The organism is Mycolicibacterium sp. HS_4_1, assembly GCF_054515875.1.
Genome location: NZ_CM137261.1, coordinates 2,626,186 through 2,638,566 on the forward strand (window position 1 = coordinate 2,626,186; position 12,381 = coordinate 2,638,566).

Genomic DNA, 12,381 nt, shown 5'->3' on the forward strand with positions numbered 1-12,381 from the left:
CCCGCACCAACACGTACCCTTTGCGGGGCTGACGTACCGATCTCAAGGAGACCCTAGAACCGTGGCATCGTCTTCGGCGCCGGTGCACCCATACCGCTATTTGTCGTTGTTTCTGGCGCTGCTCGTCGGTGCCTACCTCCTGGTGTTTCTCACCGGCGACAAGCAGGCCAAGCCCAAGCTGGGCATCGACCTGCAGGGCGGTACCCGGGTCACCCTGACTGCACGTACCCCTGACGGCTCGACGCCGACCCGCGAGGCGCTGATCCAGGCCCAGGAAATCATCGGCGCTCGTGTGAACGGCCTCGGTGTTTCGGGTTCTGAGGTCGTTATCGACGGTTCGAACCTGATCATCACCGTGCCCGGTCAGGATGGCAGCGAGGCCCGCAACCTGGGCCAGACGGCCCGGCTGTACATCCGGCCCGTCGTGCACGTCATCCCGGCACAGGGCGCGCAGTCCGCGAAGCCCGCGGCACCCGCAGCTCCGGCTCCTGGCGGAATGCCCGGCGCACCCGGGGGGATGCCCGGCGTGCCCGGAATGCCGGGAATGCCGCCGCTGATCGCCCCGGCCGAGCCCGAGGCCCCGATCACTCCGCCGACGCCGGGCATGCCAGCGCATCCGGCCACCACCGCTCCGGCGCCCGCGCCGGCTCCGCAGCCGCGTCCGTTCCCGCAGGAGCCGACCCCGGCACCGTCCGAGACCTCGGCCACGCCGGCGCCGCCGGCACCTGCCGCTCCGGGCGCGCCTGAGCCCGGAGCTCCGGCTTCACCTGAACCCGCCGCCCCGGCTGCACCTGAGCCCGGCGCTCCCGCCGCGCCCGCCCCGGGCGCCCCCGGTGCCCCGGCTCCTGGTGCCCCCGCCCCGGGCGCGCCCGCGCCGCACGGCCCCAAGGCCGAACTGGCCCAGCGCATCGCCGACGAGAAGGCCCTGCGCCAGAGCACCCAGCCGCAGATTCAGCTGCTGGCGCTGCAGTTCCAGGCCACCCGCTGCGACCAGCAGGATGTGCTGGCCGGCAACGACGACCCGAACCTGCCGCTCGTGACCTGCTCCAAGGACCACAAAGAGGTCTACCTGCTGGACAAGTCGATCATCAGCGGTGACGAGATCAAGGACGCCTCGTCAGGTCTGAACCAGCAGCAGGGCGAGTACGTCGTCGACGTCACGTTCAAAGAAAAGGCCGCCGACGTCTGGGCCACCTTCACCGCCGCCAACATCGGCACGCAGACGGCCTTCGTGCTCGACTCTCAGGTGGTCAGCGCGCCGGCCATCCAGGAGGCGATCCCGGGCGGACGTACGCAGATCACCGGCCACTTCAACGCCTCGACGGCCAAAGACCTGGCCAATGTACTGAAGTACGGCTCGCTGCCGCTGTCGTTCGAGTCGTCCGAAGCCGAGACGGTGTCGGCCACGCTGGGCCTGACGTCGCTGCGCGCCGGCCTCTGGGCGGGTCTCATCGGCCTCGGCCTGGTGCTGCTCTACTCGCTGGCCTACTACCGGGTCCTCGGTCTGCTCACCGCGCTGTCGCTGGTCGCCTCGGGCGCCATGGTGTTCGCGATCCTGGTGCTCCTGGGTAGGTACATCAACTACACGCTGGACTTGGCCGGTATCGCGGGTCTGATCATCGGTATCGGCACGACCGCCGACTCGTTCGTCGTGTTCTTCGAACGCATCAAGGACGAGATCCGCGAGGGCCGCAGCTTCCGCTCCGCGGTGCCGCGCGGTTGGGCCCGCGCCCGCAAGACCATCGTGTCGGGCAACGCGGTCACCTTCCTGGCCGCGCTGGTGCTGTACATCCTGGCCGTCGGCCAGGTCAAGGGCTTCGCGTTCACGCTGGGCCTGACCACGATCCTCGACATCGTGGTGGTGTTCCTGGTGACGTGGCCGCTGGTCTTCCTGGCGTCCAAGTCGGCGCGGATGGCCAAGCCTGCGTACAACGGCCTCGGCGCCGTACAGCAGATCGCCCGGGAACGGCGAGCGGCCAGCCTGACGGGACGGGGGTAACACCGATATGTCGAAGCATTCAGCAGACGGCACCGATGTGGAGCTGACCGAATCGGCTGCGGCCGAAGAGGACTCGGCGAACGTGATCGAGGACACGACGGCCGCCGAGCAGTCCGGCACGCTGCCGCAGCACGGCTTCTTCGTCCGGCTCTACACCGGTACCGGCGCTTTCGAGGTGATCGGCAAGCGTCGCATGTGGTACGCGATCAGCGGCGCGATCATGCTGATCATGATCGCCAGCATCGTCATCCGGGGCTTCAACTTCGGTATCGACTTCGAGGGCGGCACCAAGATCGCGATGCCGGTGGCCGGCGTCTCCACCACCGCCACTCCGCAGGCGGTCGAAGACGTCTTCAGCAAGACGCTCGGCCATGCGCCGGAGTCGGTGGTGCGCGTCGGTAACGGCGTCTCGGCCACCCTGCAGATCCGCACGGCGACGCTGTCGACGGCGGACACCGACAAGGTGCGTAACGCGTTGTTCGACGCATTCCAGCCCAAGGGCGAGGACGGCAAGGCCTCGAAGGACGTGATCAGCGACTCGGCGGTCTCGTCCACCTGGGGTGATCAGATCACCAAGAAGGCGCTGATCGCGCTCGTGGTGTTCATCGTCATCGTGTCGATCTACATCACCATCCGCTACGAGCGATACATGGCGGCGGCGGCCCTGGCCTCGCTGGCCTTCGACCTGATCAGCACCGCCGGCGTGTACTCGCTGGTCGGCTTCGAGGTCACCCCGGCCACCGTCATCGGCTTGCTGACCATCCTGGGCTTCTCGCTCTACGACACGGTCATCGTGTTCGACAAGGTCGAGGAGAACACCCACGGCTTCGAGCACACCACGCGACGGACGTTCGCCGAGCAGGCGAACCTGGCCGTCAACCAGACCTTCATGCGGTCCATCAACACCAGCCTCATCTCGGCGCTGCCGATCATCTCGCTGATGGTGGTCGCGGTGTGGCTGCTGGGCGTGGGCACCCTGAAGGACCTGGCGCTCGTTCAGCTGGTTGGTGTCATCGTCGGTACCTACTCGTCGATCTTCTTCGCCACGCCGCTGCTGGTGTCGATGCGTGAGCGCACCGACCTGGTGAGGAACCACACCCGCCGCGTGCTGAACCGCCGCAAGTCGTCGACTGAGCGCGGCAGTGCCGGTGGCGAGGAAGTGGCTGTTGGTGCAGTGGCGGTGGACGCACCGGAGAAGCCGGCGCCGGGGGCCAAGCCGTTGCGGCCCACCGGTAAGCCATCGGGTAAGCGAAACAGCCGGGGCTAGCCCTCCATGCCCGCCCGGTTCCGCCGAACCGCATTGGCCGGTGCGGTGATGTTGGTGGCCGGTTTCGCTCTGTCCGGTTGCGGCAGTTCGACCGACGCCGTCGACTACATCGTCGACGGCGCACTGCCCACCTACAACACCGCGTCGGTCATCGGCGCGGCTTCGGGTGGGCCGCAGGCCTTTTCGCGCGTGCAGACGGGTTTCAACTTCCGGGGGCCCGACGGGCAGCTGGTCGCCGACCGCGACTTCGGCACCGTATCGGTGGTCGGACGTGCTCCGCTGACGCTCGACTACAAGATCAACGACAGTGCCGTGTACTCGGACGGCAAACCCGTCACGTGTGACGACATGGTGCTGGCCTGGGCCGCGCAGTCGGGGCAGTTCCCGGCGTTCGACGCGGCCAGCCGCGCCGGGTACGTCGACGTGGCCGCCGTCGACTGCACGCCGGGTCAAAAGCGCGCTCGCGTCACTTTTGTTCGGGACCGTGACATCACGGACTACGGGCAACTGTTCGCCGCGACGTCGCTGCTGCCGGCGCACGTGCTGGATGACTCGCTCGGTCTCGGCGACGGCGGGGTGACGAAGGCGCTGCAGACCGGCGACGGACCGGCCATCGACAAGATCGCCGCAGCGTGGAACACCACCTGGGACCTGAAACCCGACGCGGACCTCAAGCGGTTTCCGTCGGCCGGCCCCTACAAGCTGGCGTCCGTCGCCAAAGACGGCTCGATCACGTTGGTGGCCAACGACAAATGGTGGGGCGCCAAGCCGGTGATCGGCAAGATCACGGTGACCCCGCGGGGTGCGGACCTGGTGAGTCGGATCAAGTCGGGCAAGGCCGAGATCGTCGATATCGCGGCCGGCGTGGTCGGCAAGGACGATGTGCCGACGAGTTACGTGCGCAGCGAGAGCGCGTCGGATGACATTCAGCAGTTGATCTTCGCGGCCCAAGGGGCGCTGGCTGATCCCGGTATGCGGCGCGCCGTCGCACTGTGTACGCCGCGGGACGCCATCGCCGCCGCGGTCGGCGTTTACGTCAGCAACGCCCGGCTGAACACGGCTTCGGACGATTCCCTGTCCGTGGCCGAAAATGTTGATGCGAGCGGACAATTCGCCGCCGCTGACGTCGACGGGGCACGGGCTGCGGCGGGCGGCCAGCCGCTGACCGTGCGCCTGGGTTATCGCGGCCCGGATGCCCGACTGGCCTCGGTGGTCGCCGCGATCACGAAGTCGTGTGCCGCTGCGGGTATCACCGTGCAGGAGGTGGCCTCGCCGACGGTGGGTATACAAAGCCTGCGCGCCAACGACATCGACGTGCTCCTGTCCGGCGGCGGGGGAGCGGCGGGCAGCGGGTCCAGTGGTTCGTCGGTGGCGGATTCCTACGACCTGCGCGGCGGCAACGGCAACAATCTCTCGGGCTACGCCAATGACCGCGTCGACGGCGTCATCGCAGCGCTCGCGGTGACCACCGACCCCAAGGAGCAGGCGCGCCTGCTCGGTGAGGGTGCGACGGTGCTCTGGGGTGATGTGCCGACCCTGCCGCTGTACCGCGAGCAGCGGACGCTGCTGGTATCGAAAGACATGACATTGGTGCGCGCCAATCCCACGCGGTGGGGTGCCGGCTGGAACATGGACCGTTGGGGAAGCAAGTGAACGATCTGAATGCTCTTTTCGCCGAACTCGTCCGTGAGGTGCCGGATTTCCCGGAGCCCGGCATCCAGTTCAAGGACCTGACGCCGCTCCTGGCCGACGGCCGCGGACTGGCGGCCGTGACGGCCGCACTCGCCGAGATCGCCGACGGTGTGGACCTGGTCGCCGGCATTGATGCCCGCGGGTTTCTGTTGGGCGCCGCGGTTGCGACGCGGCTGAGTACTGGTGTCCTCGCGGTGCGCAAGGGCGGCAAGTTGCCGCCGCCGGTGCACAGCCAGACCTATGCACTGGAGTACGGCACCGCAACGCTGGAGATTCCCGCTGACGGGATCGATCTGACCGGCCGGCGCGTTGTCGTCATAGACGACGTGCTGGCTACCGGTGGCACGGTTGCTGCGACGGTGCGGCTGCTGCAAGCGGCAGGTGCGACGGTGACCGCGGCCGCGGTCGTGCTGGAGCTGAACGGCCTGGGCGGACGCGCGGTGTTGGAACCGCTGCCGGTCACCAGCCTGTACGTGGTCTGAGGGGCTATCCTCGACAAACCAGGTGAAGGAGGTGCGCGGCGTTGGCTGACGACAAGGTGACGCAGGTCCAGTCGGCGCCGCCAGAGCCGCCGCCGGGGGCGTCGCTGGAAACGACCAAGAGCACCGTCAGCGCGTCCCGCCGGGTCCGTGCCCGGCTTGCGCGCCGGATGACGGCGCAGCGCAGCCTGGTCAACCCGGTCCTCGAGCCGCTGGTCGCCGTCCACCGGGAGTACTACCCGAAGGCCGACCTGGCGATCCTGCAGCGCGCCTACGAGATTGCCGAGGAGCGGCACGCGCCGCAGCTGCGCAAGTCCGGCGACCCGTACATCACCCACCCGCTGGCCGTCGCCAACATCCTGGCCGAACTCGGCATGGACACCACGACGCTCGTCGCCGCGCTGCTGCACGACACCGTCGAGGACACCGGATACACCCTGGAGGCGCTCACCGCCGAATTCGGCACCGAGGTCGGCCACTTGGTCGACGGCGTCACCAAACTCGACAAGGTTGTTCTCGGCTCGGCCGCCGAGGCCGAGACCATCCGCAAGATGATCATCGCCATGGCGCGCGACCCCCGCGTGCTGGTGATCAAGGTCGCCGACCGGCTGCACAACATGCGCACCATGCGGTTCCTGCCGCCGGAGAAGCAGGCCCGCAAGGCCCGCGAGACGCTGGAAGTCATTGCGCCGCTTGCGCATCGGCTCGGTATGGCCACCGTCAAATGGGAGCTCGAGGACCTGTCGTTCGCGATCCTTCACCCCAAGCGGTACGAGGAGATTGTGCGGCTCGTCGCCGACCGGGCGCCGTCGCGCGACACCTATCTGGCCAAGGTGCGCGCCGAGATCGCGAGCTCGCTGCTCGCCATGAAGATCAACGCGACGGTCGAGGGCCGGCCCAAGCACTACTGGTCCATCTACCAGAAGATGATCGTCAAAGGCCGCGACTTCGACGACATCCACGACCTGGTGGGCGTGCGCATCCTGTGCGACGAGATCCGGGACTGCTACGCCGCGGTCGGCGTCGTGCACTCGCTGTGGCAGCCGATGGCCGGTCGGTTCAAGGACTACATCGCGCAGCCGCGGTTCGGCGTGTACCAGTCGTTGCACACCACGGTCGTCGGCCCCGAGGGCAAGCCGCTGGAGGTGCAGATTCGCACCATCGACATGCACCGCACCGCGGAGTACGGCATCGCGGCGCACTGGCGTTACAAGGAAGCCAAGGGCCGCAACGGTTTACCGGCGGGCGGTCATGCCACCGAGATCGACGACATGGCGTGGATGCGCCAACTGCTCGACTGGCAGCGGGAAGCCGCCGACCCGGGCGAGTTCCTGGAGTCGCTGCGCTACGACCTCGCCGTCCAGGAGATTTTCGTGTTCACGCCGAAGGGCGACGTGATCACGCTGCCGGCCGGTTCCACGCCCGTCGACTTCGCCTACGCGGTGCACACCGAGGTCGGGCACCGTTGCATCGGCGCCCGGGTCAACGGGCGACTGGTGGCACTTGAGCGCAAGCTCGAAAACGGCGAAGTGGTCGAGGTTTTCACCTCCAAGGCGCAGAACGCCGGCCCCTCGCGCGATTGGCAGACGTTCGTGGTGTCGCCGCGCGCGAAGGCCAAGATCCGGCAGTGGTTCGCCAAGGAGCGCCGCGAAGAGGCGCTGGAGACCGGCAAGGACGCCATCGCCCGTGAGGTGCGCCGCGGCGGAATGCCATTGCAGCGGTTGATGAACGCCGAGCTCATGGCCGCGCTGGCGCGCGAGCTGCGCTACGCCGACGTCTCGGCCTTGTACACCGCCGTCGGTGAGGGGCACGTTTCCGCGCGGCACGTGGTGCAGCGGTTGGTGGCCACGCTCGGTGGTGACGACGAAGCCGCCGACGAGATCGCCGAACGGTCGACGCCGGCCACCATGCCGGTGCGGCGCCGCACGAACGACGATGTGGGCGTGGCGGTTCCGGGTGCACCCGGGGTGCTGTGCAAGCTGGCCAAGTGCTGCACGCCGGTGCCCGGCGACAACATCATGGGCTTCGTCACCCGTGGCGGTGGTGTCAGCGTGCACCGCACCGACTGCACCAACGCCGCGTCGCTGCAGCAGCAGGCCGAGCGCATCATCGACGTGAAGTGGGCGCCGTCGCCGTCGTCGGTGTTCCTGGTGGCCATCCAGGTCGAGGCGCTGGACAGGCACCGGCTGCTATCTGATGTCACCCGCGTGCTCGCCGACGAGAAGGTGAACATCCTCTCGGCGTCGGTCACCACGTCCAACGATCGAGTTGCGATCAGCCGCTTCACTTTTGAAATGGGCGACCCGAAGCACCTCGGACACGTGCTGAACGTGGTGCGCAATGTCGAGGGCGTGTACGACGTCTACCGCGTGACGTCCGCCGCCTGACCCTGGTTTTCTGCCGCTGCTCGTGATTTGAGCAAACTCGTGTTCGGCGCTGCGCAAGATTGGTGCAGGACTGGGGTTGGCGGTACGGGTAATCTCAGATGCGGGACTGTCCAGATGTGGGGGTGGACGCGTTGAGCGGTGAATTGAAGGTCGACCTGGAGACCATGTCGTGGTCGGCAGCTTCGGTGCCGCCGGCAGAGGGGGTGAACATCCCCGCTAAGGCCGATCCAGTCAGTCTGATGCTTTCCTCATACCTGCCCGGCTTGGTTGACGGTGCGAACGAGAAGGTCGCGGCGGCGACCGCCAACGATCAGGCATTTGCAGGGAAAGTGTCGTCGGCTCGGAGCGCCTATCAGAACGGGGACGAAGCAGGCGGACAGACGATCCAGAAGGCCGGTGAGAACCTCAATCCCGCACCTGGCGCTGGCCAGGCCGGCGGCGGCGCTGACGGCGGCATGGGGCAGTTCGGCCAGATGATGGGCATGGCGATGCAGGCCTTCCAAGCGCCCGCGCAGGCCATGCAGGCGCTCGGGTCTGTTCCGCAGACCGCGATGCAGGCAGCGCAACAGATCGGACAGCAGGTCCAGCAGCTGGCTGGTCAAGCCGGTAAAGACGGTGGCAAGCCGGGCGAAGCGGGCGCTGGTTCAGCTGGGGCAGGTGGAACTGGTGGCGCGCAGGCCAAGCCTGAGGACCGCAAGCCGGGCGAGGAAAAGGCCCGCGAGGACAAGCAGGACGAGAAGTCCGAGGAAAAGAAGGACCGTGAGGCCGACAAGAAGCACGCCGCTGCGGGTCCGGCCAGTGGCCCGACCGCTCCGGTGCCACCGCCTTCTCCCGCACCGCGCTCTGGCCGCCATGCCGCCAATCCTGCGGTTGATGTGTAATTTTCGGTCTTGACTGTTTTGCGTTGTGAGTTTGTGAGGGAGGGCGATCTGTGACGCAACCGCCGACGTGGGGTGCGCCCCCGCCGCAGCAGCCGGGTGGCTGGCCGGGTCAGCCCGGCCCGGGCGGGCAATGGGGCCCGCCGCAGCAGCCGTGGCCGGCTCCGGTTCCGCCGAAGAAGGGGGGCGCCGCGAAGTGGGCCATCGGGGCGGTGTCGTTGGTTGCGGTGATCGCCGTGACGGCCGTGGTTGCGGTGTCTTGTACCAAGGGCAGCGGTGGCAATAACGGCAACAGTGGCGGTACTACTTCGGCCGCGCCGTCGGATGTTGCAAGCGCCAACGACAAGGGGCCGGTCGGGATCATCACCGAGGACCCGTCGTGTGCGCCTTGGGGGCCGATCATCAACACTCTGTCTGATGTCGAGAATCATGGCTGGCTGACGAGGGATCCGTCGATTTCTGCGTCATCGTGGACGCCGGAATTGCGCGCTCAGTATGAGGCTGTTGGCAAGGCATGGAGTAAGGCTGCCGACCAAATTGTGCCGCTGGCCAAGATGACGCCCCACAGAGTAATGCGTGAACTATATGAGCAGTCGATCGCATTCATGCGCGCCTACGCTGCCAGCATCCCGACGTACACGCCGTCGGACGATGGCTTGGCGCGGGCAGGATCGACCGCGGGCAACGTTATTACGAATGTCTGCGCAGCAATTTCTTTTGGTTCTGCAGCGGCTCGTGCCTCGCTTGTAGTGGCTCCAGCGGCGCCGACTTCGACGGCGCCGATTGGTGACATATCTAATCCTCGTCGGATGTTCGACTCGCCGGACACGATATGTCCCGATTTAGTTCCCACGCTCGATCAGCTGCTGTCTAACGCAAGCTTTAAAGAATGGATAAAGGGAGACCCCAGCGTTCCTGTAGGCAATTGGCCCCCGGAGCGTCAGTCGCTGACCGACGTAGTGATACAAGTCATGGCTTCAACTGCCGATGCTTTGGAGAACCTGGCGCGGAAGAGTTCGAACCCTATCGTCCAGGATTTCATCCTGTTAGGCGTGCAGTACAGGCGGACTTTTGTACAGGCACTGTCGACGTACCAAGCAAGCGATCAGTACATCTACTTGGCTGGTCAATACGCACCCGGCATCCTTTCGGGAGCCTGTAAATCCGCCGTTAGATGAGAAGCGGTGATGGCATGTCGTACGTCGAGCTTCTATTGGATTTCGACCTAGGTAAAGGCGTTTTCCATCGAGATCATCTGTGGCGCCCATTGAATGCGGTGGAGGGGCGATGAACCATGGCAATTGAGCGGTACCACCCAGGTGATTACGGTCCAAAGACGGTAGAGGGTGCTGCATTCCCAGATGTTGACGAGAACGCACTAAACGACATTGCCGTGCGGCTTATGTCGCTGGGGGACCATCTTGACGGCGAGGTGATTCCGCATCATGCCCACCAGCGGATGCAGCTATCGGACTGGGAGGGCGAGGCTGGTCGGCTTGCGGAGGCTGCGGCAAAAGGTGTTCTTGGTTCGTATGGTGATGCGTGCGAGGCTGTGTATGCAGCAGCTCGGAAGGTGTTCCGGGCCGAATCTGCGGTGGTTCAAACCAAAAACGCGGTTAACCAGACAGCGGAGACTACAGAGCAGGTCTGCCAAATATTCGCGAAGGCAGCCCTTCAGATGCTTGCCGCCGGTTGCGTGGCGGCGCAGTCTGGGGATGCGCCAGCAGCGAATACATTCTTTAACTCCGCCGTGACTTTCATGAAGTCAATCCAGTCTTTGACCGCTGCGGGTCTCGCCGAAAACACTCGCGCGGTGGCGGCGTGTGCAAAGGGTTTGGCGCAGGATTTGGGAGTCCCGTCGAATACACCGGGGGCGAACGGTGAGATGCCGCCTCCTCCGCCACCACCGCCTCCTCCTGCTGCTCAGAACCTCGGCGCCCCGGGTTCCGCGCCGACGCCGACGGCGGGATCGCCTACCGGCCCATCTGGGGGTGGTGGGGGCTTTGGCGGCGGCACGGATGACACCGCGGGACACAACAAAGACCCCGAACCGGCACATCCGGTGGCGAATGCCTCGGGGCCAGCCTTGCCTGGCGGATCAGTTGATGACGGTGGACATGGCAAAGAACCCTTGTCCGCAAATCCGGGGGCAAACGCGGCAGCTGCAAATACGGGCGGCGGATCGGTCGACGATGCTGCGCATGGTGCGCAACCAGCCCCGCTCGGCGGTCGAACGGTTCCCGACGCACCTGGCGGCGGACCTCCGCCTCCTCCTGCCAGTGGTATCAACCCGGCGATGTCATCACCAGGTGCGCGTCCATCATCATCGGGGACAACGGCAACCAGTGCACCCTCGCCCTCGTCCGCTGCCAGCCCGGCGTCGGGAAACCCGTCGTCAGGCGCCGCCCCGACGGGCCAAGGGACCGGCCAAGGCACCGGCCAGCCAACTGGCCAGCAGGCGCCGGATACCCCGAAGAACCCGTTCGGGCAGCTCCCGAACGCGCAGCCGTTGGCCGCGAACGCCGCTCCGCTCGCAACGCCGGAACCGGCCACACAGACCGGCGCAGCAGCGTCAGGCACACCAGCCGCAGGCAGTGGCGCAGCGACCGGCACCAGCGGTGCGGGGGCCGCACCCGTGTCACAGGCGTCGGCGAGCACCGCGGCGGCACCGCCGACGGGTGCACCGGCTGGCACGGCACCAGCCGCCCCGCTGGGTCCGGCCCCGACGCCGTCCCCTGCCGCGCCGGTCGCTCAACCGGCCCCAGGTGCCGCCGGCACTGGCCCAGGTGTCGCGCCGATGTCGGCCAACCAGCAGCAGAACGCTGCAGCGGCTGCGCCGATCCCCGTGACGCCGGCTCGAGCCGAGCGTGATGCGATGGCGGCCGCGGCGCGGGCCGGTCTGGTGCGCAAGTCGGCGGGCGACGCGGATGTCCAGTTCGCCGAGCGAATTGCGGCGGCGTTGCACGCTCCACCGTCGATCCCGCCGATGGCGTGGAATTTCGTGTGGGCGGTCGGCGTGACATCCGATGGCGAGATCATCGCCGCGAATTCCTATGGGGTGTCATTCATTCCGGACGGCATGTGCCTGCCGCCGCAGGTCATCTTCGTGAGCGCCGACGAGAGCATTCCAGCCGGGCAGCGCGGCCGCTGGGTTCGCGAGCCGTTCGTCGCGCTCCAGGCGTGGTGCGCCTTCTACGAGAAGACGCTGAAGGTCGTCATCGGCACCGAGCAGGAAGTGCAACGGTTCGCCGGCAGTATGCAGACGAGAATCATTGCGCCTGAGGATATTCCGACCGACGGACTGATGAAGGGCCGCGCTCGTCTTGAGGTCATCGCTCCCGAAGCGGCGGCGAAGCTGGCCGAATGGCCGGACGCGCAGCTGCACGAAGCGTTGCCACCGCAGCCTGTTCAACTGATACCGCCCGATTCGGCCGCGATCGGTAAAGCCTGGATGGAGTCGATCAGGCCGCTGATGCAGACGACCGGCGAGACCTACCGGGCGACGCACCTGGAGAAGCTGGCTGCCTACGGCCGGCTGCAGGAGGCCGCGGCGCTGTACCGGGCGTACACCGCGCCCTACGTGGCCGACCTGCGGGCAGCGATCACCGATTGGGTGTGGTGGCAGCAGTTCTCGACCATCCAGGGCGATGCCCAGCTCGTGGAGCTGGGCGCCTAAACC

8 protein-coding genes are annotated in these 12,381 nt (G+C 66.8%); all 8 read left to right on the top strand.

Annotated elements, in window-relative coordinates:
- The first annotated feature begins 61 nt into the window (after positions 1–61).
- The gene (secD, locus tag ACX12F_RS12585) at positions 62–1,999 is read left to right on the top strand and encodes a protein translocase subunit SecD (RefSeq protein WP_459369865.1); all 1,938 of its coding nucleotides are present in this window, start codon (positions 62–64) and stop codon (positions 1,997–1,999) included.
- 7 nt (positions 2,000–2,006) lie between these two features.
- Complete coding sequence (gene secF, locus ACX12F_RS12590) at positions 2,007–3,266, top strand: protein translocase subunit SecF (RefSeq protein ID WP_459369866.1); 1,260 nt, start codon at positions 2,007–2,009, stop codon at positions 3,264–3,266.
- Positions 3,267–3,272: 6 nt separating this feature from the next.
- On the top strand, positions 3,273–4,919 hold the full coding sequence (locus ACX12F_RS12595; protein WP_459369867.1) for an ABC transporter substrate-binding protein: 1,647 nt from the start codon (positions 3,273–3,275) through the stop codon (positions 4,917–4,919).
- The gene (locus tag ACX12F_RS12600; protein ID WP_459369868.1) at positions 4,916–5,440 is read left to right on the top strand and encodes an adenine phosphoribosyltransferase; all 525 of its coding nucleotides are present in this window, start codon (positions 4,916–4,918) and stop codon (positions 5,438–5,440) included. The genes ACX12F_RS12595 and ACX12F_RS12600 overlap by 4 nt, the downstream gene beginning before the upstream one ends.
- A gap of 41 nt (positions 5,441–5,481) precedes the next feature.
- Positions 5,482–7,824 carry a RelA/SpoT family protein gene (locus tag ACX12F_RS12605; protein ID WP_459369869.1) on the top strand — a complete coding sequence of 781 codons (2,343 nt, stop codon included), beginning with the start codon at positions 5,482–5,484 and terminating at the stop codon, positions 7,822–7,824.
- Between the two features lie 131 nt (positions 7,825–7,955).
- Positions 7,956–8,705: a hypothetical protein gene (locus ACX12F_RS12610; RefSeq protein ID WP_459369870.1), complete on the top strand. Its 750-nt coding sequence runs from the start codon at positions 7,956–7,958 to the stop codon at positions 8,703–8,705.
- 209 nt (positions 8,706–8,914) lie between these two features.
- Complete coding sequence (locus tag ACX12F_RS12615) at positions 8,915–9,880, top strand: ESX-1 system-associated protein (RefSeq protein WP_459369871.1); 966 nt, start codon at positions 8,915–8,917, stop codon at positions 9,878–9,880.
- Positions 9,881–11,499: 1,619 nt separating this feature from the next.
- Positions 11,500–12,378 carry an EspK C-terminal domain-containing protein gene (locus ACX12F_RS12620; RefSeq protein WP_459369872.1) on the top strand — a complete coding sequence of 293 codons (879 nt, stop codon included), beginning with the start codon at positions 11,500–11,502 and terminating at the stop codon, positions 12,376–12,378.
- Positions 12,379–12,381: the final 3 nt, after the last annotated feature.

What these genes read in the sequence shown, in the direction of transcription:
- ACX12F_RS12620 (WP_459369872.1), top strand. Translation starts at nt 11,500, where the DNA reads ATGTCGGCCAACCAGCAGCAGAACGCTGCAGCGGCTGCGCCGATCCCC.
- secF (WP_459369866.1), top strand. Translation starts at nt 2,007, where the DNA reads ATGTCGAAGCATTCAGCAGACGGCACCGATGTGGAGCTGACCGAATCG.
- ACX12F_RS12595 (WP_459369867.1), top strand. Translation starts at nt 3,273, where the DNA reads ATGCCCGCCCGGTTCCGCCGAACCGCATTGGCCGGTGCGGTGATGTTG.